Source organism: Novosphingobium clariflavum, from assembly GCF_026420865.1.
Taxonomy (GTDB): Bacteria; Pseudomonadota; Alphaproteobacteria; order Sphingomonadales; family Sphingomonadaceae; genus Novosphingobium; species Novosphingobium clariflavum.
This window is the reverse complement of the sequence record NZ_JAPCWC010000013.1, coordinates 17,803-38,771: the sequence shown is the minus strand read 5'-3', so window position 1 is coordinate 38,771 and position 20,969 is coordinate 17,803. Positions and strand designations below refer to the sequence as shown.

The 20,969-nt window shown below is 66.4% G+C and carries 18 protein-coding genes; 6 read left to right on the top strand and 12 right to left on the bottom strand.

The window, feature by feature from the left end:
- Positions 1–96 precede the first annotated feature (96 nt).
- Positions 97–3,699: a DNA polymerase III subunit alpha gene (gene dnaE, locus OKA11_RS15775; RefSeq protein ID WP_267221996.1), complete on the bottom strand. Its 3,603-nt coding sequence runs from the start codon at positions 3,697–3,699 to the stop codon at positions 97–99.
- Positions 3,700–3,980: 281 nt separating this feature from the next.
- Between dnaE and OKA11_RS15770 the strand changes: the two genes are divergently transcribed.
- The gene (locus OKA11_RS15770; RefSeq protein WP_267221994.1) at positions 3,981–4,643 is read left to right on the top strand and encodes an RcnB family protein; all 663 of its coding nucleotides are present in this window, start codon (positions 3,981–3,983) and stop codon (positions 4,641–4,643) included.
- An 82-nt stretch (positions 4,644–4,725) separates the two neighbouring features.
- Here OKA11_RS15770 and OKA11_RS15765 read toward each other — a convergent pair whose 3' ends face one another.
- The 4 genes from OKA11_RS15765 to OKA11_RS15750 all read right to left on the bottom strand — a co-directional run bounded on the left by OKA11_RS15765 (position 4,726) and on the right by OKA11_RS15750 (position 7,513).
- On the bottom strand, positions 4,726–5,217 hold the full coding sequence (locus OKA11_RS15765) for a glutathione peroxidase (protein WP_267221992.1): 492 nt from the start codon (positions 5,215–5,217) through the stop codon (positions 4,726–4,728).
- A gap of 10 nt (positions 5,218–5,227) precedes the next feature.
- A complete protein-coding gene (locus OKA11_RS15760) occupies positions 5,228–5,512 on the bottom strand; it encodes a hypothetical protein (protein WP_267221990.1) in 285 nt (94 codons plus the stop codon).
- Between the two features lie 92 nt (positions 5,513–5,604).
- Complete coding sequence (locus tag OKA11_RS15755) at positions 5,605–6,279, bottom strand: ABC transporter ATP-binding protein (RefSeq protein WP_267221988.1); 675 nt, start codon at positions 6,277–6,279, stop codon at positions 5,605–5,607.
- A complete protein-coding gene (locus OKA11_RS15750; RefSeq protein ID WP_267221986.1) occupies positions 6,272–7,513 on the bottom strand; it encodes a lipoprotein-releasing ABC transporter permease subunit in 1,242 nt (413 codons plus the stop codon). Before OKA11_RS15750 ends, OKA11_RS15755 begins: the two co-directional genes overlap by 8 nt.
- 391 nt (positions 7,514–7,904) lie before the next feature.
- Here OKA11_RS15750 and purF point away from each other — a divergent pair, with 391 nt between their 5' ends.
- From purF to OKA11_RS15735, 3 genes are all read left to right on the top strand, one after another.
- Complete coding sequence (gene purF, locus OKA11_RS15745; protein WP_142632727.1) at positions 7,905–9,353, top strand: amidophosphoribosyltransferase; 1,449 nt, start codon at positions 7,905–7,907, stop codon at positions 9,351–9,353.
- Between the two features lie 5 nt (positions 9,354–9,358).
- Positions 9,359–10,081, top strand: a complete 723-nt coding sequence (locus tag OKA11_RS15740) for an SDR family NAD(P)-dependent oxidoreductase (protein WP_267222140.1) — start codon at positions 9,359–9,361, stop codon at positions 10,079–10,081.
- Between the two features lie 93 nt (positions 10,082–10,174).
- Positions 10,175–10,513, top strand: coding sequence for a PilZ domain-containing protein (locus OKA11_RS15735; protein WP_142632726.1), 339 nt, complete (start codon positions 10,175–10,177; stop codon positions 10,511–10,513).
- Between the two features lie 13 nt (positions 10,514–10,526).
- On the opposite strand, the gene OKA11_RS15730 is transcribed toward OKA11_RS15735, so the two are convergent.
- Positions 10,527–11,819, bottom strand: a complete 1,293-nt coding sequence (locus OKA11_RS15730; protein WP_267221981.1) for an SAM-dependent methyltransferase — start codon at positions 11,817–11,819, stop codon at positions 10,527–10,529.
- A 48-nt stretch (positions 11,820–11,867) separates the two neighbouring features.
- A complete protein-coding gene (locus OKA11_RS15725) occupies positions 11,868–13,247 on the bottom strand; it encodes a cryptochrome/photolyase family protein (RefSeq protein WP_267222138.1) in 1,380 nt (459 codons plus the stop codon).
- A gap of 41 nt (positions 13,248–13,288) precedes the next feature.
- Here OKA11_RS15725 and OKA11_RS15720 point away from each other — a divergent pair, with 41 nt between their 5' ends.
- Entirely contained in the window at positions 13,289–14,005 is a 717-nt protein-coding gene (locus tag OKA11_RS15720; protein ID WP_267221979.1) for a phosphatase PAP2 family protein, read from the top strand.
- Here OKA11_RS15720 and OKA11_RS15715 read toward each other — a convergent pair.
- From OKA11_RS15715 to OKA11_RS15705, 3 genes are all read right to left on the bottom strand, one after another.
- Positions 13,974–14,951 (bottom strand): metal-dependent hydrolase, encoded by a 978-nt coding sequence (locus tag OKA11_RS15715; protein WP_267221977.1) that lies wholly within the window; start codon positions 14,949–14,951, stop codon positions 13,974–13,976. The two genes, OKA11_RS15720 and OKA11_RS15715, sit on opposite strands and share 32 nt — an antisense overlap.
- A gap of 84 nt (positions 14,952–15,035) precedes the next feature.
- Positions 15,036–16,061 carry a 2-oxoacid:ferredoxin oxidoreductase subunit beta gene (locus OKA11_RS15710; RefSeq protein WP_267221975.1) on the bottom strand — a complete coding sequence of 342 codons (1,026 nt, stop codon included), beginning with the start codon at positions 16,059–16,061 and terminating at the stop codon, positions 15,036–15,038.
- 27 nt (positions 16,062–16,088) lie between these two features.
- Entirely contained in the window at positions 16,089–18,011 is a 1,923-nt protein-coding gene (locus tag OKA11_RS15705) for a 2-oxoacid:acceptor oxidoreductase subunit alpha (protein ID WP_379489324.1), read from the bottom strand.
- Between the two features lie 600 nt (positions 18,012–18,611).
- On the opposite strand from OKA11_RS15705, the gene OKA11_RS15700 reads away from it, so the two are divergent.
- Positions 18,612–19,094, top strand: a complete 483-nt coding sequence (locus tag OKA11_RS15700; RefSeq protein ID WP_267221971.1) for an RNA pyrophosphohydrolase — start codon at positions 18,612–18,614, stop codon at positions 19,092–19,094.
- A 134-nt stretch (positions 19,095–19,228) separates the two neighbouring features.
- On the opposite strand, the gene OKA11_RS15695 is transcribed toward OKA11_RS15700, so the two are convergent.
- Together OKA11_RS15695 and OKA11_RS15690 are read right to left on the bottom strand one after the other, a co-directional pair.
- The gene (locus tag OKA11_RS15695) at positions 19,229–19,771 is read right to left on the bottom strand and encodes a tetratricopeptide repeat protein (RefSeq protein ID WP_267221969.1); all 543 of its coding nucleotides are present in this window, start codon (positions 19,769–19,771) and stop codon (positions 19,229–19,231) included.
- 13 nt (positions 19,772–19,784) lie between these two features.
- Positions 19,785–20,957 (bottom strand): RsmB/NOP family class I SAM-dependent RNA methyltransferase, encoded by a 1,173-nt coding sequence (locus tag OKA11_RS15690; RefSeq protein ID WP_267221967.1) that lies wholly within the window; start codon positions 20,955–20,957, stop codon positions 19,785–19,787.
- Positions 20,958–20,969: the final 12 nt, after the last annotated feature.

Sequence of the window (20,969 nt, the reverse complement as noted above, 5' to 3'; positions counted from 1 at the left end):
AGGTATGAACGTCCATTCTCAGGACGCAAGACACTCGCGCCTCGGCCTGGCGGAAAATTCCGACAGCCCTGTATCAATCCGGGATTCCGCGCAGGCCTACGCTGCCTGCCGCAGCCCCTCGGGACCGCGCCGGGCGATGAGCGAGATGTTGGACAGTCCCGCCACGCTGGCAAGGTGCTCGGCAAAATCGCCATCCAGCGCGAAATCGCGGCCGAGGCGCACTTTCTGCGTCTGGCCGCCGCCCAGATGCAGCGTCGCCATGATCTCGCCGCAGCCGGACGCGCCGGTGCGCACCAGCATGGCCAGTTCCTGCACCGCCTCGATGCGGTCGATGTCGAGGGTCAGGAACATGCGCGCATCCGCCTTCACTTCGGCAAGCGGCCGCGCGCCGCGGACAGTCACGCGCGGCGGCTCGTCGGGATTGGGGCTGTCGAGTTCGACAGTGAGCAGCACGCAGGCGCTCTCCTTGCCCCACTTCACGAAGCTCTCGACCATGCTTTCCTCGAAGCAGCAGGCCGAGAAGTTGCCCGACGAATCCGAGTAGTCGACCATGACGAAGTCCTTGCCCCGCTTGGTCTTGCGCTTCTGCACGTTCTCCACCATCGCCGCCATGACGGCGCCCGCACGGCCGCCGCCGCTACCGCCCGCCATCAGGCTGGAGAAGGTTCGCGCACCGTTGGCCGAGGCCACCGCGCGGTACTGCTCGACCGGATGGGCCGCGAAGTAGAAGCCGAACGTCTCGCGCTCCTTGGCCATCTGGTCCATGCGGCTCCAGGGCTGGGCATCGACGAGCCGCAGGTCCTGCTCGACGTGATCGTCGCCGCCGAACAGGCTGTTCTGGTCCGAATTGCGCTCTCGCGAGGACCGGTCCGCCTCGGCCAGCAGGGTATCCGCATTGGCGAGGACCTTGGCGCGGTTGGGCTCGAGGGCATCGAACCCGCCTGCCGCGGCGAGGCTTTCCAATTGGCGGCGGTTCATCGATCCGGCGGGCGCGCGGCGGAACACGTCGTCGAGGCTGACGAACTTGCCGTTCGCCTCGCGCTCGGCAACGATCGCCTCCATCGCCTTCTCACCCACGTTGCGGATACCCGCCAGCGCATAACGCACCGCGTGGCTGTCATGCGTTTCCTCGACGCAGAACTCGGCCTCGGACATGTTGATGTCCGGCGGGGCCAGTTCGATGCCGTTGCGACGCGCGTCGTCCACGAAGATCGCCAGCTTTTCCGACTGGTGCATGTCGAAGCACATCGAGGCGGCGTAGAATTCGTGCGGGTAATGCGCCTTGAACCACGCGGTGTGGTAGGCGAGCAGCGCGTAGGCGGCGGCGTGCGACTTGTTGAAGCCGTAGCCGGCGAACTTGTCGATCAAGTCGAACAGTTCGTTGGCCTTGGCCGCATCGATGCCGGACACCTCCTTGCAGCCATCGACGAAGCGTTGGCGCTGCTTGTCCATTTCCGCCTGGACCTTCTTGCCCATCGCGCGGCGCAGAAGGTCGGCGTCGCCCAGCGAGTAGCCCGCCAGGATCTGCGCGGCCTGCATGACCTGTTCCTGGTAGACGAAGATCCCGTAAGTCTCGCCGAGGATGCCGGCGAGCTTGTCGTGCGGGTATTCGATCGATTCCAGCCCGTTCTTGCGGCGGCCGAACAGCGGGATATTGTCCATCGGGCCCGGACGGTAGAGCGAGACGAGCGCGATGATGTCGCCGAAGTTGGTCGGCTTCACCGCCGCCAGCGTGCGGCGCATGCCTTCCGATTCCAGCTGGAACACGCCGACCGTATCGCCGCGCTTGAGCAGTTCGTAGACCGCCGGATCGTCCCAGCCGAGCGTCGACAGATTGATGGTGATCCCGCGCCGGGCGAGCAGGTCGCAAGCCTTCTTCAGCACCGAGAGCGTCTTGAGGCCGAGGAAGTCGAACTTCACGAGGCCGGTGTCTTCCACCGACTTCATGTCGAACTGCGTGACCGGCATGTCCGAGCGCGGATCGCGGTAGAGCGGCACCAACTGCGCCAGCGGCCGGTCGCCGATGACGACGCCCGCCGCGTGGGTGGACGAGTTGCGCGGCAGGCCCTCGAGCTGCACGGCAAGGTCGACGAGGCGCTTCACCTCGTGGTCGACATCGTATTCGCGGCGGAATTCGGCGACCGGCGGATCGGACGTGACGCCGTGCTTCTTGCGGCCGTGCAGCGCCTCGGTCAGCGTCCAGGGGTCGGTCGGATGGTTGGGCACCATCTTGCACAGGCTGTCGACGCGGCCGTAGCCCATCTGCAGGATGCGCCCGCAGTCGCGCAGCACCGCGCGGGCCTTCATCTTGCCGAAGGTGATGATCTGGGCGACGTGATCGTCGCCATACTTGCGCTGGACGTAGCGGATCACCTCGCCGCGCCGGGTTTCGCAGAAGTCGATGTCGAAGTCGGGCATCGAGACGCGTTCCGGGTTCAGGAAGCGTTCGAACAGCAGGCCCAGCTTGAGCGGATCGAGGTCGGTAACCGTGAGCGCCCAGGCGACCAGCGAGCCTGCACCCGAACCACGGCCCGGCCCCACCGGAATGTCGTTGTCCTTGGCCCACTTGATGAAGTCGGCCACGATCAGGAAGTAGCCGGGGAAGCCCATGCCGACGATGATCTGCACCTCGAAATCGAGGCGCCTGGCATAGTCGAGGAAATCCTCGGTGACGCCGCGTTCGGCCAGTTCCTTGTAGGCGGCCTCGCGCTCTTCGCCCTGGAGCGCCATGGCGGCGTCAAGCTCATCCTCGGTCACCTCCGGCCAGTACGGCGCGAGACGGCGGGCAAGGCCGGCGCGCGAATTGTCCGCCAGCATCCGCGCCTCGCCCTCGAGGTCGCCGGCGAGGCTGGGCAGCAGCGGCTTGCGGCGCGGCGGCATGTAGGCACAGCGCTGCGCGACGACGAGCGTGTTGGCCAGCGCCTCGGGCAGGTCCGCGAACAGCTCCTGCATCATCTCGACCGGCTTGACCCAGCGCTCCGACGAGGAGCGCGGACGGTCGGCGGCATCGACCTGCGTCGAGTTGGCGATGCACAGCAGCGCGTCGTGCGCGGGGTGGAACTTCGCCTCGGCATATTGCGCCGGGTTGGTGCCGACCAGCGGAATGTCGCGTTCATAGGCGAGCGCGATCAGGTCTTCCTCGCTCTCGTCCTCCACGGCCTCGCCGGTGCGGGTGATCTCGATGTAGAGACGGTCGCCGAACAGCGATTGCAGGGTGTCGCAATAGCTTTCCGCCGCCTCGGCCTTGCCCGCCGCGTAGAGCCGTGCCAGCGCGCCCTCGTCGCCGCCGGTCAGGCAGATCAGGCCGTCGGTACGACCGCGCAGGCTTTCGAGTTCGACATGGGCGTCGAGTTCCAGCGGGCGGTCGAGGTGCGCGCGGCTGACCAGATCGCACAAGTTGAGCCAGCCCGCCTCGTTCTGCGCGAACAGGGCCAGCCAGTCGATCGGCCGTTCCTGCCCCTGCGCGACGGCGCCGGGGCGGCCGATGGCGAGGAACGTGCCGACGATCGGCTGCACGCCCACGCCCTTGCAGGCACCGGCATACATCGGCGCGCCGTAAAGGCCGTTGCGGTCGCAAATCGCGGCGGCAGGGAACTTGCGCTCCTTCGCCAGCTTGGCGGCAGCCTTGGGATCGATTGCCCCGTCCAGCATCGTGAAGCTCGAAAAGATGCGCAGCGGGACAAAGGGTGCATAGGCCATCGCGGGAATTTAGGCGCTGCCCCCATGCGCGATCAAGAGGGCCGCGCGATCAACATGGGGGCTGGGGATAAGCCCGTGGACAGACATGCGGCCGGATGCCCCGGCACCCCGGACAGGATTGTCAGCCGAGCCTTGAAAGCGACTGAAAACAGGAGCATCGTCCCAGAAACTTCATCGAGTCCGGTTTGCTCCGCTGGCGCGATGCCCATCCTCGACGGGCCACCCATGCGGATCGCTCCGACCATCGCCGGATTGTCATGGCCGTACTGGGAGAACTCTGAATGAAGTACGCCTATCTTGCCATCATCCCCCTGCTGCTGGCGCCGGACGGACTGCTGCCCGGCGAATTCGCGGCGATGGCGCAGCAACACCAGCGCCCCGGGCCATCGCGCCCACCGGGCGGAGGCGGCCATGCCAACCGTCCGCCAAGCGGCGGTGGCGGCCATGCCAACCGTCCTCCCTCGGGAGGCGGAAACGTGACCCGTCCGCCCTCGGGAGGCGGCAACGCCCAGCGCCCGCCGGGTGGCAGCGGTAACCACCAACGCCCGCCCAGTGGCGGCGGGAACGCCCATCGCCCCCCGAACAACGGTCATGGCAATGGCAACGGGCACGGTAGCAACACCCACCGCCCGCCGCCGAACCACGGGCGCCCGCCGGTTGTCCATCACCCGCACCGCCCCGGCATGGGCCGCCCGAGCACGTTCCGGCCCATGCATGCGCCGCCGTACCGCTATCCGCACGGCTACGGCTATCGTCGCTGGCATGTGCACATGATCTTGCCCGCGATCTTCCTGTCCTCGACCTACCTGTTCCAGAACTACGCGATGATCGGCGTCGGACCACCGCCTCCGGGCTACTACTGGGTGCGCTACGGCCCCGACCTGCTACTGGTCGACCGTCGCACCCGCGCCGTCGTCGACGTGATCTACGGCGCCTTCTACTGAGCCGACAGAAAAGGGGCGCGGCCATGGCGGCCGCGCCCCTTTTTCCTGCTCGCGCCCGTGCGGCAGGACCCGTGCGGGCGGATCAGAGCAGCTTCACGATGTCCTGCTCGATGGTCTCGGGCTTGTCGGTCGGCGCATAACGGCGCACGACCTTGCCGTCGCGGCCGATCAGGAACTTGGTGAAGTTCCACTTGATCGACTTGCTGCCCAGCACCCCCGGCGCCTCGGCCTTGAGCCATTGCCAGAGCGGCGGCGCATTGTCGCCGTTGACCTCCACCTTGCCCATCAGCGGGAAGGACAGGCCGAAGTTCACCTCGCAGAAGCCGGCGATCTCCTCGGCATCACCCGGTTCCTGGCCGCCGAACTGGTTGCAGGGGAAGGCGATCACCTCGAAGCCCTGCGCCCCGTGCATGCGCCAGAGCTGCTCCAGCCCCTGGTACTGCGGCGTGAAGCCGCACTTGCTGGCGGTGTTGACGACAAGCAGCACCTTGCCCGCCCGGTCGGCGAGACTGATCGTCTCGCCATTCGGCAGGGTCGCGGTGAAATCGGCGATCGTGCGCGGATCCTTGCTCACGTCGGCGAACTCACGCGTCGGTGGCAGGAAAGTCGGCGCGGCGGGACAGCGCGCGGATCTCGCCGATGCGGAAAGTCCGGTCGCCGTCCTTCTGGATCGCATAGTCGTCCTGCTCGTCCTCGGGCAGGCTCATCACGAAACGCACGAGCTCGGACACGCTGCCCCGGCGAATGACCTTGAGGTTGTGGAACAGGCCGCCGCCGTCCGCGCACTTGTGCAGTTCCGCCGAGTCTTCCCAATGGAACCGTTCGGGTCCGGCGCTCTCTGCCCGGATGGTGGACGGAATGTCGCTCATGTCCTGCGATCCTTTCCTCAAGTACCTGGTGTTCTACCGTATCTGGTATGCGAAATCACGGAATTCAACGAGTGATGCGCCTGCCGGTTCCCTCAGGCCAGTACGCCTTCATGGAGCCGCACCACGCGGTCCATCGCTGCCGCCAACCGCTCGTTGTGGGTGGCGACCAGCGCCGCGCTGCCCTGCCCGCGCACGAGTTCGAGGAACTGCGCAAAGACCTTGTCCGCGGTCGCCTCGTCGAGATTGCCGGTGGGCTCGTCCGCCAGCACCAGGCGCGGGCGATTGGCCAGCGCACGGGCGACCGCCACACGCTGCTGCTCGCCGCCGGAAAGCTTGCTCGGACGGTGATCGAGGCGCTGCCCGAGGCCGAGCGCGCCCAGCAATTCCTTCGCCCGCTCCTCGCACTCGCCGCGCGGCTTGCCGGTGATGAGCTGCGGCAGCACCACGTTCTCGATCGCGTTGAAATCGGGCAGCAGGTGGTGGAACTGGTAGACGAAGCCGATGTGATCGCGCCGCACCGCCGCCCGCTGGTCCTTGCCCAGCTTCGACGCATTGATGCCGGCAATCTCGATCAAACCGCCAAAGCCGCCTTCCAGCAGGCCGATGGCCTGCAGCATGGTCGACTTGCCAGAGCCGGACGGGCCCAGCAACGCAACGATCTCTCCGGGCTGCACGTCCAGATCGACGCCGCGCAGCACATCGATGGTGACGCCGCCTTGCTCGAAGCTGCGGGTCAGCGCCTTCAGGCGCACTACGGGATCATTCATAACGCAGCACCTGCACAGGATCGGTGCTCGCCGCCTTGTAGGCCGGGTAGAGCGTGGCAAGGAAACTGAAGACCAGCGACATCACGCAAATCACCGCGATCTCCACCGGGTCGGAACGGGAGGGTAGTTCGGTCAGGAAGCGGATCGACGGATCCCACAGGTTCTGGCCGGTGACGATCTCCACCGCGTGAACGATGGGCTGGCGGAAATAGAGGAAGATGAAGCCGATCACCACGCCCGCCACCGTGCCCAGCGCGCCGATGCAGAACCCGGTCGTCACGAAGACCTTCAGCAGCGATCGCCGCGTGGCGCCCATCGTCCGCAGGATCGCGATGTCGCGCGTCTTGGCGCGGACCAGCATGATCAGCGAGGAAAGGATGTTGAACACCGCCACCAGCACGATGATGGACAGCACCACGAACATCGCGACGCGCTCCACTGCCAGCGCCTCGAACAGCGAGGCGTTGATGGTCTTCCAGTCGGTGACGACGGCGCGCCCTGCCAGCTTGCGCTGCACGGGGGCGAGGATCGTCTCGACACGGTCGGGATCGGTCGTCGTCACTTCGATCATGCCCACGGTATCGCCGGTCAGCAGCAGCGTCTGCGCATCCTGCATCGGCATGATGACGAACGTATTGTCGTAATCGTAGACGCCAATCTCGAAGATCGCGCCGACCTTGTAGGCAACCTGACGCGGAACCGTGCCGAACGGCGTCGTGCGCCCCAGCGGATTATAGAGCGTGATGACGTCGCCGACTTGCGCGCCAAGGTTCTTGGCCAGTTCCGAACCGATCGCCACGGTTTCACTGCCCGGGCGCAGATCGGCAAGGTTGCCCTGCTTCACCTTGTCGCGAATGCGGGCGATGTCCTCGGTCGTGTTACCCCGCACCGAGACGCCTTCGAGGCGGCCATTGAAAGTGACGGCCAGCGGCTGTTCGATCAACGGCGAAGCCCGCACGACGCCCGGCGTCGCGCGAATGTCCTTCAGGACATCCTGCCAGTTGTCGAGCCGCCCGCCATAGGCCTGGACGATCGCATGGCCGTTGAGGCCGACGATCTTGTCGAAGAGTTCGGCGCGGAAACCGTTCATGACGCTCATGACGATAACCAGCGCGGCGACGCCGAGCATGACGGCGACAAGGCTGATGCCGGCAACCAGTGCGATGAAGCGCTCGCCCTTTCCGGGCAGCATGTAGCGCTTGGCAATGGTCCATTCGAAAGGGGAAAGGATCAAGCGACGGGTCCGTCTGAGATCATGGGATGAGGCGGCATTAAGGCTATGCGCCCATACTGGCAAGCGCACGGGTAGACGCACTGGCCAGCGGGACCGCAAGCCCGTGCCGGGGTGGATTCGAGTGGCTGAACAATACGTGAAGCGCCGGAGGGTTCCCGTTTTGCCTGCCGCTCCCGGCCGGAGATGATTCGCCCTTGAACGCCCCCCTGCACTGTCATCATCCGGTCATCCGAAGGGCGCATCAGCGTGGACGAGCCCGTGCCGGAGCGCCCCCGGAGCCCTGCCATCCGGGCTCCTTGCCACGATGCTGGCTTCTCCCCTTGCATTTCCGCCCGATCCGATCCAAATGCGCGCCAGCCATTGACGTGCCACCGGGCCGGAAAAAACACCCATGAACCTGACTAACCCCTTCCTTGACGCCGACGGGGACAAGCTGCGCGAAGAGTGCGGCATCTTCGGCGTAATCGGTGCTCGTGAGGCGGCGAATATCGCTGCCGCCGGGCTTCACTCGCTCCAGCATCGCGGGCAGGAAGCGGTGGGTATCACCAGCTTCTCGGGCCAGGAGTTCCACTCCTACCGCGGCCTCGGCCACGTGGCGCAGGTGTTCTCGCAGCGCGAGCTCGATACCCTGCCCGGCACCATGGCCTCGGGCCACGTGCGTTACGCCACCACCGGCGGTTCGGGTCTGCGCAACGTGCAGCCGCTCTTTGCCGACCTTGCCGACGGCGGTTTCGCGATCGCCCACAACGGCAACATCTCCAACGCGATGACGCTGAAGCGCGATCTCGTGTCGAAGGGGTCGATCTTCCAGTCGACCTCGGACACCGAGGTGATCATCCACCTCGTCGCCACCAGCCGCTACCCCACGCTGCTCGACCGTTTCGTCGACGCGCTGCGCATGGTGGAAGGCGCCTATTCGCTGATCTGCATGACCGCCGAAGGCATGATCGCCTGCCGCGATCCGCTGGGCATCCGTCCGCTGGTCATGGGCCGCATCGGCGATGCCACCGTGTTCGCCTCGGAAACCGTGGCCTTCGACGTGATCGGCGCCGAATTCATCCGCTCGATCGAGCCGGGCGAGATGGTCCAGGTCGACCACAAGGGCACGATCTCCAGCCACCGCCCGTTCGGCAACCCGGCCCCGCGCCCCTGCATCTTCGAACACGTCTACTTCAGCCGTCCCGACTCGGTGATGGACGGCCGCTCGGTCTACGGCGTGCGCAAGCAGATCGGCATGGAACTGGCCAAGGAAGCGCCTGCCGCCGCCGACGTCGTGATCCCGGTTCCCGACAGCGGCGTGCCCGCCGCGATCGGTTATGCCCAGCAGTCGGGCATTCCCTTCGAACTCGGCATCGTGCGTTCGCACTATGTCGGCCGCACCTTCATCCAGCCGGGTGACGCGGCCCGCCACGCCGACGTGAAGCGCAAGCACAACGCCAACCGCGCGGTCGTCGAAGGCAAGAAGATCATCCTGATCGACGATTCGATCGTGCGCGGCACCACCTCGATGAAGATCGTCGAGATGATGCGCGACGCCGGCGCTGCCGAAGTGCACATGCGCATCGCCAGCCCGCCGACCGAGCATTCGTGCTTCTACGGCGTCGACACGCCGGAGCGTTCGAAGCTACTGGCCGCCAACATGGACATCCAGGCCATGGCGGACTTCATCAAGGCCGACAGTCTGGCCTTCGTCTCGATCGACGGTCTCTACCGCGCGGTCGGCGAGGAAAAGCGCATCAAGAAGTGCCCGCAGTTCTGCGACGCCTGCTTCTCGGGCGAATATCCGACCAAGCTGACCGACTTTACCGACCGTTTCAGCACCGAGCTGACCGCAGCGTGAGCGAAGTGGTCGTGGCAAAGCCGTTCGACGGACAGGTGGCGCTCGTCACCGGTTCGAGCCGCGGCATCGGCGCGGCCACGGCCATCGCCCTGGCCGAGGCCGGTGCGCACGTGCTGCTGACCGGGCGCGACACCAAGGCGCTCGAAGCGATCGAGGAACAGATCTACCAGTCGGGCGGCGCGGCCACCATCGCGCCGGTCGACCTGGTGGAGCCCGACGGCATCGCCCGCCTCGCCACCGCCGTCTCGCAGCGCTGGGGCAAGCTCGACATCCTCGTCGTCAACGCGGCGATCCTGCCCGAGCTGACCAGTGTGGCCGACATCGACCAGCGCGCCTTCAACAAGGCGCTGACCACCAATGTCCTCGCCACGCAGGCGCTGATCGCCAACTTCGATCCGCTGCTGCGCAAGAGCCAGGATGCCCGCGTGATCGGTATGACCAGCACCGTCGCCAGCAAGCCGCGTGCCTTCTGGGGCGCCTATGCCGCCTCCAAGGCCGCCAGCGACATGCTGCTCGAATGTTATGCCGAGGAAACCCGCAACACCTCGAAAGTGCGCGTTGCCGTGGTCAATCCCGGCGCCACCCGCACCGCGATGCGCGCCCGCGCCTATCCGGGCGAGGCCCCTGCCTCGGTCAAGCCGCCGCAAGTCGTCGCCGCGCGCCTGGTGGCGCTGCTTGGCGAAGCCTTCGAGAGCGGCCACCGCGAAGACGTTAACCAGACCTCGTAACCCGGCAGTAACCGCGCGGCGGGATCTTTCGTTCGGACGGCGCCCCTTGCCCCCAAGCAGGGGCGCCGTTCCAACGGGACGGGTACCGCCACGATGATCAGGACACAGCCGCCGCAACGCTACGAAGTCGCTGCCCAGGAAGACCGCAGCGCGCCGCGCGTGCGGATTGCCATCCCGGCCGGCTTTCGCGCCTCGGGCACCAAGGGTTACCAGACCGCGGTGCGCGATCTCTCGCTCTCCGGCTTCTCGGCCACCGCGATCAGCCGCCTTCATCCGGGTACTTATTGCTGGCTGACCCTGCCCGGCATGGAATCGCTGCCCAGTCGCGTGGTCTGGTGGCAGGACGGGCTGGTCGGCTGCTCCTTCGAACAGTTGCTCAGCCCGATCATCCTCGAGACCATCCTTGCCCGCTGGAGCGGCTCGGGAAGCTGAGCGCGGGCTTTTCCTAGCCGCGTTTCACCAGCGTGACCTGTGCAACGTCGATGCCGCCCCCGAGGAACCCACCCTCGCAATACATCAGGTAGAAACGCCATAGGCGGATGAAGCGGTCGTCGAAGCCGGACGGCAGCCGGCCCGCTGCGACCGCCGCGTCGAAGTTATCGCGCCATTCGCGAAGCGTGCGCGCATAGTCCCGCGCGAAGCCATGACGCTTCTCCCACGATAGCCCGCGTTCGGCCGCAAGGCGCTGGAACTCGGGCTCCTTGATGAGCATGCCGCCGGGGAAGATGAAGGTCTGGATGAAGTCGGCACTGCGCGCATAAGGCTCGAAGATCCGCTCATCCATGGCAATGAACTGGATCGCCGCCCGCCCGCCCGGCTTGAGGTTGCGGGCAATGCAATCGAGGAAATCGGGCCAGTATCGCCGCCCCACCGCCTCCACCATCTCCACCGAGGCGATGGCATCGTACTGCCCGCAGACGTCGCGATAGTCCTGCTTGCGGAACCTCACGCCGCCCTTGCCCGGCGCCCAGCGCGCCCGCGCATAGGCGAGCTGCTGGTCGGACAGGCTGATCGCCTCCACCGCAACGCATTTGCTTTCGGCCAGAAACGCCGCCAGCGTGCCCCAACCGCAGCCGATCTCCAGCACGCTCTGTCCCGCTTCCAGCGCCAGCCGCTCCGCCATCGCGGCGATCTTGGTGGACTGCGCCGCGTCCAGCGGCGTCACGAACTGCGAAAGGGCATTGGGCCGCCCGCCCTCGCGCGGGTAGATCGCGCTCGAATAGAGCATCGTGCTGCCCAGCCAGGCCTCGTAGAAATCGTTGCCTAGATCGTAGTGCGCGTGGATGTTGCGCAAGGATCCCGAGCGGCTGTTGCGATGCAGCCAGTGCACGAACCGGCTCACCAGCCGCCAGGGGCCGTGCGCGCGGGCCGTGTTGCCCAGGCTCAAGGCATTGTTCATGAACAGGGCAAAGATCGCCACGGGATCAGGGCTGTCCCACTCGCCAGCCTCCCAGGCCTGATACCAGCCGACCGAGCCTGCCGTTGCCAGCCGCAGCAGCGCCCGCCAGTTGCGGATCTCGACATGGGCCTCGAACCCGGGCGCCCGGCCGCCGAGCAGCCGGGTCTCGCCCGAAGGCAGCCTGGTCTCGATCGAACCGCGCGCCAGACCGGCATCGATCCGGTCCAGGACCTTGGCGACGCCGCCCGACCACACCTTCGCCAGCCACTGCGGCCCCGCGCCGATGGCACGGCCGCCGTCGACCAGCTCCTCTCCGCGTGCGGGCGCCTGCGCGTTCATCGCATAAGTATGAACCCTATGGTGTCCCCGGGCAATTGCCCATACGGACTAGCCGCTTGCCTTGACGTGCTGCCAGGCCGCCAGGGCCCGCTCGCGACCATCTCGGTGTTCGACGATCTTGGCCGGATACCCCTTGGGACGGACCATCGGTGCGGGATCGTGGATTTCGCCGTCGGGGAGATCGGCGAGTTCGGGCACCCATTCTCGGATATAGGCGGCCGCGTCGAACTTCTCCGATTGGCTGAGCGGCGCCATGATCCGCACGAACATCTGCGCATCGACGCCCGAGCCCGCGCTCCACTGCCAGTTCACAGCGTTGGACCCGTAGTCGGCATCGACCAGCGTATCCCAGAACCACTGCTCACCCTCGCGCCAGTCGATCAGCAGGTGCTTGATGAGAAAGCTGGCGGCGATCATCCGCACCCGGTTGTGCATCCAGCCGGTGTGCCAGAGCTGGCGCATCCCGGCATCGACGATGGGATAGCCCGTCATGCCTCGCTGCCACGCCCTGAGGTCTTCCTCCGCGCCCTTGCCCGTGCGCCATTGCAGGAACGAGAAATCCTCCTTGGCCGAACGGCTGCCGTAATCGGGCAGGATCAACAGCACGTTCTGCGCATAGTCGCGCCAGCCCAGCTCGCCAAGGAACGTGCCGACCGAACCGCCCGCATCCGCCACCGCATGCCAGATCCGTGCGGGCGAAATCTCGCCGAAGTGCAGATGCGGCGAGAGGAACGAGGTGCCCTCGATCGACGGCAGATTGCGCTGTGCCTCATAGCGCGCGGCCTCCTCGACGAAGTCCTCGAGCCGCTGGCGCGCCCCCTCCTCGCCCGGCTGCCACATCTCGCGCATGCCGCCCGCCCAGTCGGGCTTGCTCGGCAGCAGGTTCCAGTCCTCGAGCCGGTCGGACTGCTGCCATGCCGCGGGCGCGGCGAACCTCTCCGGGCATTCCAGCGGTTCATGCGGCGGCATCCGCTCGTTCAGCGACCGCCAGAACGGCGTGTAGATGCGGTAGGGATTGCCCGAGCCGTTCAGCACCGATCCCGGCGGCGCGAGGTAGTTGCCGTGATGGAGATGCAGGTCCGCCACCTTGCCGACCGCCTTCTCGGCATTGCGCCACCACGGTTCGTAGTGGTGGAGGGCATGAACCTCAGCCGCGCCGGTCTCCTTCGCAAGGTCGGCCAACACCTCCTCACACTTGCCCCGGCGCAGGATCAGCCGCGAGCCCTTGTCCCGCAAGGCCGTATCGAGGCTGGCCAGCGAATGATGCAGCCACCAGCGCGAGGCGCCGCCCATCCGGCGATGTTTCGGCGTCTCGTCGTCCAGCACATAGACCGGGATCACCGGCCCTTTGCTTGCGGCCTCGACAATGGCAGGCTGGTCTGACAGACGCAGGTCGCGCCGCAGCCAGACGATCACAGGAGTATTCATGGTGCCGGAACGCTTGTCAGTCATTGCGGTTTCCTAGCCTCATGAACACGATACCCAAAGCCCCTCACCGCATCGATCCCCGCAAAGCCGCAATTGCCGCCATGGTCTGCTGGGCCGGCTTCGCCACGTTCGTCTGGGCGGTTCCCACCGGACGCACCCAGCATTTCGACCGGATCGGCCTGCTGTTCTGGCGCGCGGGAGATTTGCGGCCGCTCGGCCCGGTCAAGCTGCTGGAATGGGTGCGCGATCTCACCGCGATGGGCGGCAGTCTGCTGATCACGCTGTTCACGACGCTCGCCGTCGTGGCGCTCGTCTGGCTGCGCTGCCGCAGGGAAGCCGTGCTGCTGGCGCTGACAGTCATCAGCGGCAGCATCGTCAACACGCTGCTCAAAGCGGTGGTCGGGCGCCCTCGCCCTGAAATCGTGCCGCACCTTACCGAAGCGGGCGGCGCCAGCTTCCCCAGCGGCCACAGTTTCAATTCCGCCTCGACGTATATCGCGCTGGCCCTCGCCTTCGCGGCGCTCAGCCCGCGCGCGGGCGTGCGCCACACGCTGATTGCCGGCGCCGTGCTGCTCAGCCTTGCCATCGCCTGGAGCCGGGTCTGGCTTGGCGTTCACTGGCCGAGCGACGTCATGGCCGGATGGCTGGGCGGCGCGGCCTGGGCCTTCACCGCCAGCGCCGTGCTCTACCGCCCCGCCGAAGTCATGCTGGAAACCGCCGAAGACATCAGGGAGCATGACATCCGGGCCCGCCCGTAGGCACGTCGACCGAGGTGTTGAAATTACGCCGCACGGCAGGCCCGGTGAAGCGGGCATCGCCGAATGTCACCCTGGCGGTGCAGCCATGCGGCTCGATCCGCGCCATGGGGAGCTGCGACCACGCGAGGAACTTCTCCGCCTGCGGGGTCGCATGCGCGGCTTTCGCCACCAGAGCGCTGCCCATGTTGTCCGCAACCGGCGGCTGGCTATCCACCAGCGTGAACAGGCTCCGCATCGGATCGTAGCGCCCGAAGCCGATATGGCCGTTCTGGCGCCAGATCACGTCGCGGCGCCAGAACGCCAGCGGCTCGGGCGAGGCGAACACACGGTCAGGCACGGCATAAGGCACCCCTTGCGACGGTGCATGGCCGGCAAGGACCGAAATGCCGATGTTGGCGGCAATGAAGCCCAATGCGCCCGCAAGGGCAGCCTTTGCAGGACGCCCCGCCCTTGCCGCGCCCCGTTTGGCCCGCCTCCGGCTTGCCCATATCCCGGCCCCCAGCACGGCCAGCAGCCACGGCGAGACGATGAACAGGCCGTCGGTATGGAACCACGCCTCGCTCATCGGCGAGAGCAACTGGATCGCATAGACGTTCTGCAAGTCGAGCAAGGGATGCGTCAGCGCGCCCAGATAGCAGAGCGCCAGAAGCCAACCGCCCCGCATCGGCAAGCCGCTGCGGAACACCGCTCCCCGCCTCTGCTGCCAGCGGTCGAGGAGCCAGAGCAGCCCCGCCAGCAAGGGCGGCATCAGCAGGACACCACCCACCAGCCCATGGGTGAAGCCGCGGTGCATCGCCAGCGGCGCCCAGGGCGACCAGCCGAAGAACACGTCGATATCCGGCATGTTGGCGGCAAGGACCAGCGCGGCCAGCCCCTTGCGCGTGCGGTTCTTCAGCCCGGTTTCACCGAGCGCCCAACCGACCAGACTGTGTGTGAGATTATCCATGAACCGCAGTGTCTTGCATCGACTGCGGAATATCGGAAAGGATTATCCGTCCGGCAAGGGGTGACGCTCGACCAGCGTCGCTCGCTATTGCGCGTGCCTGTCCTCCACCACCCAGGTCTGCCCCTTGCCCAGCAGCCTGGCGAGATCGGCGGTCTTGCCCGCCGTCAGCCGCGCGCGTTCCTCCACCACGGCGCTTTCGAACGTCGGCGCCGGATCGTCATAGATCACGCCGAGCGCCATCGGGAACGCGCCGAAGGGCATCTCCACCAGCATATGCGCCAGCCCCCGGTTTCGCACATTATGAACCGCTACGCCCGCCGCCTGCCAGTCTCCGTCCGCCACATCGACGACCTTCAGCGAAAGCGTTTCAAGATCGAGAGCCAAGCCCTTGGTTTCTTTCGCGAACAGCAAAGGCTCGCCATGGCGGAGCTGGATCTGGTTATCCGCCGCCACCGCCTTCGCCGTGAAGTCGTCGAAGCGGTCCTTGTTGTAGACGATGCAATTCTGGAAAATCTCGACGAAGGCCGCACCGCGATGCCGGTAAGCGGCCTGCAGCACCTCGGGCAGGTCCTTCGACACATCGTAGCCCCGCGCCACGAACCGCGCGCCGGAGCCTAATGCAAAGGCGCAAGGACTGGCGGGGCGATCCACCGAGCCCACCGGGGAAGTCGGCGAAGGCGTACCCACCCGGCTCGTCGGCGAATACTGGCCTTTGGTGAGGCCGTAGATCTCGTTGTTGAACAGGAGGATCTGACAATCGAGATTCCGGCGCAGCACGTGCATCGTGTGGTTGCCGCCGATCGACATGCCGTCCCCGTCGCCCGTCACCAGCCAGACGTCGAGCGCCGGGTTGGCCAGCTTGATCCCGGTCGCCACCGCCGGCGCGCGGCCGTGGATGGTGTGGAAGCCATAGCTTTCGACATAGTAGGGAAAGCGGCTCGAACAGCCGATGCCGGAAACGAACACGGTGTTTTTCGGATCGGCACCGAGCATCGGCAAAGTGCGCTGCACCGCCTTCAGGATCGCATAGTCGCCGCAGCCGGGGCACCAGCGTACTTCCTGATCGGTTTCCCAGTCTTTCAGCGTGGTCACGGGAGTCATGTCGTTCATGATCGTCTCCAGGCTTGAGCCAGAAACTCAGGGCTGCTCGATCTCGGGCGCGGGCAGCTGGGTATCGTTGACGGAAACCACGCCGCCCTCGTTGTCGGGGATGCCGTCGAAGAACCTGCCTATCGCCTCTTCCAGTTCGGCGATGGCGAAGGGCTGGCCGCTGATCTTCGACAGCGGCACCGCATCGATCAGGAACCGGTCGCGCAGCACGGTCTTGAACTGGCCGGTGTTCATTTCGGGCACGAGCACCTTGTCGAACCGCGCCAGCAGGTCGCCCAGATTCTCGGGCAAGGGCCAGATATGGCGGACGTGGACATGGCTGACGTCGAGCCCCCGCCGGCGTGCGCGGCGCACGGCCTGATGGATCGGCCCGAACGTCGATCCCCAGCCGACCACCGCCAGCGTTCCGCCCTCCGTACCAAGACACACATCCTGCGCCGGAATGGCCCTGGCCACACCGTCGATCCGCGCCTTGCGGGCATCGGTCTGCGCCTGATGGGCTGCCGGCGAATAGTCGATATTGCCGGTACCCAGCGCCTTTTCGATGCCGCCGATGCGGTGCATCAACCCTTCCGTGCCGGGCCTGATCCACGGGCGTACCCCGCGATCGTCGCGCGTGTAGGGCAGCACCGTGTTATCGGGACCGTTCGGGCCCTCGAGGAAATGCGCCGGGAATGGTGTGAAGGTGGCCGGGTCGGGCACTTTCCACGGTTCGGAGGCATTGCCGATATAGCCGTCGGTCAGCAGGATCACCGGCGTCATGAACTGGGTGGCGATGCGGCAGGCCTCTATCGCGCATTCGAAGGCATCGGCGGGCGAGCGCGCCGCAATCACCGGCAGCGGCGCATCGCCGTTGCGGCCATAGACCGCCTGATAGAGATCGGACTGCTCGGTCTTGGTCGGGAGACCCGTGGACGGCCCGCCGCGCTGCGAATTGACGATGACCAGCGGCAGTTCGGTCATGATCGCCAGCCCCATCGCCTCGCCCTTGAGCGCAAGGCCCGGCCCCGAGGACGAGGTGACGCCCAGGTGCCCCGCATAGCTGGCCCCGATGGCGGCGCAGATCGCGGCAATCTCGTCCTCGGCCTGGAAGGTGGTGACGCCGAACTCCTTCATCTTCACCAGATGGTGCAGGATCGCCGAGGCCGGGGTGATCGGGTAGCCGCCGAAGAACATCGGCAGTTCCGCAAGCTGCGCCCCCGCCACCAGTCCCAGCGACACCGCCTCCGCCCCGGTGATCGTGCGGTAGAGGCCGGGCTCGGACGGCACCGGATCGATATGCTGCTTGCGCAAGGGCCCGGCCAGTTCCGCCGTCTCGCCATAGGCGTGCCCGGCATTGAGCGCTGCGACATTGGCCTGCGCCAGCACCGGATGCTGCGCGAACTTTGCGTTCAACCAGTCCACCAGCGGCTGACGGTCCCGGTCGAACATCCACAGCGCCAGCCCCAGCGTCCACATGTTCTTGCAGCGCAGCGCCTCCTTGTTGCCGAGGCCGAAAGGCTTCACCGCCTCCATCGTCAGCGCGGAAATGTCGAAGGCCAGCACATCCCAGCGGGCGAGGCTGCCATCCTCCACCGGATCGGCCTCGTACTTCGCCTTTTCGAGATTGCGCCGGGTAAACTCCCCGGTGTCGATGATGACGAGGCCGCCGGGCTTCAGCGCGTGAATGTTGGTCTTCAGCGCCGCCGGGTTCATCGCCACCAGCACATCGGGCGCGTCGCCGGCGGTGGTGATCTCGCTGGAGCCGAAATTGATCTGGAACGCCGAGACGCCGAACAGGGTGCCCTGCGGCGCGCGGATTTCAGCGGGAAAATCGGGAAAGGTCGCCAGATCGTTTCCGGCAAGCGCGGTGGAGAGCGTGAACTGCCCGCCGGTCAACTGCATGCCGTCGCCGGAATCGCCGGCAAAGCGGACCACCACCGCCTCTGCCCCCACCTTCCCCGGGCCCACCTGCGAATCCGTAACCGATGAGCCGGTAACCGATGAGCCCGGAACCGATGAGCCCGTAACCGATGAGATTGTCGTCATCACCGTCCTCCGCCGGAAGGGCCGGTCTGCCGCCGTCTCTCCCTGACCCCAGACTATGCCCGCTTGCCGCAGACACAAAACGGAAAAACATCGGCAATCCGCAAGGAAGCGCCCGTTTCCGTTTAGGCCGTAAACTCATAAACGGCACCATCGAGGTTTGAGGCAAAATGGTTCAGCGTGAGGAAGGAAGGCGACGGAATATGTCGATATTTCTAGGCTTCCTGACGCAGCGATGGACCATTTTGGTCAAACCCCGAAGGGGCGACCAAATGGCTTCCATCTCGAACCGAAGCGGCCTTGGACGGGCAACCAGCCCGCCCGGCGGCCGCTTCGGCCCGAGCTGTTCGCCATTTGGACGCCTCGATGGTGCCGTTTATGAGTTTACGGCCTAGGTAAGCATAAATCGCGCTGGCAATGGCGGCGCCCTTGCGCCATTGTGCCGGGCATGCGCTTCGACACGGCGATCCCCGATCAGACCTTTCCGAAGCGCTCCTTCTCCACAATCTGGAATTTCTCCCGACGATGAACGATTTCGCGTCCCTGCCCTACCGCCCCTGTGTCGGAGTCATGCTGGTCAATCCTGACGGCAAGGTCTTCGTCGGCAAGCGAATCGATACCAAGGAAGGCGACTGGTGGCAGATGCCCCAGGGCGGCGTCGACGATGGCGAAGACCTCAAGGACGCAGCCCTGCGCGAACTGTGGGAAGAGACCGGCGTCAGCGAACACAACGTCACCGTGCTGTCGCGCACGCGTGAGGAACTGCTCTACGATCTGCCCGAAGAACTGATCGGCAAGCTGTGGAAGGGCAAGTACCGCGGCCAGCGCCAGACCTGGTTCCTGCTGCGCTATGACGGCGACGACAACGACGTCGATCTGGAAGCCCACAAGCCGGCCGAATTCAACGACTGGAAGTGGGTCGACGCCGAGCAGCTGCCCGACCTCATCATCCCCTTCAAGAAGCGTGTCTACCGCGCGGTCCTGGAAGAATTCCGCGCGCTGATCTGAGGCATGGCGCCGGGTGCAAATCGTTCGACAGGCTCAGGATGAGCGGGGCCTGGCGAAACTTGCACAATTCAGGATGACGCAGTTCAGGATGACCGGACCACACGATGTCCGCTCATCCTGAGCTTGTCGAAGGATCAGTTTTCCGAAACCACCGGCTTGGGCGCAACTGCATCGGCACTGACGACACGCGGTGCCCCGGCCTTCGAGATCTCGGCCGCCAGCTGCTGCGCCTGGGCGCAATCCTTGCCGCACAAGGTCTGCAGGCGGGCGAGATTGCGCCCGGCCTTGTCGGTCGCGCCCTTTTCGGCCAGCGCGATGCCTTCACCCGCGATCGCTTCCAGGTTGCGCGGATCGGTTACCAGCGCCACCCGGTAATAGTGCAAGGCCTTGCCCTGAAGGCCCTGGCGGCGCGTGGCATCGGCCAGCGCCAGCAGCACCGAGACATTACCCGGCGCCACCGTCAACGCCGCTTCATAGGCATCGATGGCGCCGTTGATGTTACCCGCGGCAACCGCGGCCCGCCCTTCACCGAGCAGAGTGGCAGCACGCGGATCGAGGGCCGCGGCAGGCTGCGAGAAGATCGCGCTGGAAGAAACGGCAGCAACTAGAGAAAGGGCAATCGCAACAGGCGTATAACGCATCAACAGGTCCTTGGCCGAGGGCTTGGTCCTCATCATGACGCCGACGCTATCACAGCCGATGGAAGCGCGCGACGAAAAAGCCGTCGGTGCCGTCATGCCACGGCGAAAGGCGCAGCCCTGCCCCGCGCACGGTGCCGGCCGGCAGCTCCGGCAGGTCCGCCTGCCAGCCGGGATGACCGCGCAAGAACGCCGCCGCCCGGTCCGCCCCCTCCTCGTCGAGCAACGAACAGGTGACAAACACCAGCCGCCCGCCGGGGCGAACCAGTCCGGCCGCCACATCGAGCAGGCGCGACTGGATTGCCGAATACCGCGCCAATTGCGCCTCGGTCAGCCGCCAGCGCGCTTCCGGATTGCGGCGCCAGGTGCCGGTGCCCGAGCACGGCGCATCGACCAGCACGGCATCGGCCAGCCCGGCAAACCGCTGAAGCGCCTGCGATTCCTTGTTGGGATCGAGCAGCACGGTCTCGACATTGGTCGCGCCGGCCCGCTCGGCGCGCGGGGCAAGGCGCGACAGGCGCGCACGGTCGACATCGCAGGCGACCAGGGTGCCACCGTTCTCCATCGCCGCGGCCAGCGCGAGGGTCTTGCCCCCGGCCCCGGCGCACAGATCGATCACCGTCTCGCCCGGACGGGCGCCGACCACTTCGCAGGTCAGCTGCGAGCCGGTGTCCTGCACCTCGATGGCACCGTGGACATAGGCGTCGGTCTGCTCGATGCTGGTTTCGGGCGGATAGCGCCAGCCTTGCGCGGCCAGCGACCGCTCGCCGCCCTCGGGCAGCTCCACACGCCCGCCGCGCAGCGTATTGACGCGAATGTCGAGCGGCGCACGGTCGAGCAGCGCCATCGCGTCCGCTTCGGCCACCTCGCTCCTGGCGAAACGCTCGACCAGCCAGCGCGGCGCAAGGCCCGCTTCGGCGACCGGCTCACCGGCGACGATGGTGGCGGGCGAATGGCCGCTGCCATCGAACAGGGCTGCAATCTGCGGGTCTTCGGCGGCAACCCGCAGCATGGCCGCGCGCCCCGTCTCCGGCACTTCGCCGCAAGCCCGGATTGCACGGTAGGTCAGTTCACGGATCGCGCGCCGGTCCTTGCTGCCGGCAAAGCGGCGGGTGCGGAACCAGTCCCCGATCAGCCGGTCGGCAGGCGCACCATTGGCACGCGCGGCCGCGATCACGAGATCCAGAATCTCGATCGCAGCCTGAACGCGCGCACCCGGCGTCATGCTCCCACCCCC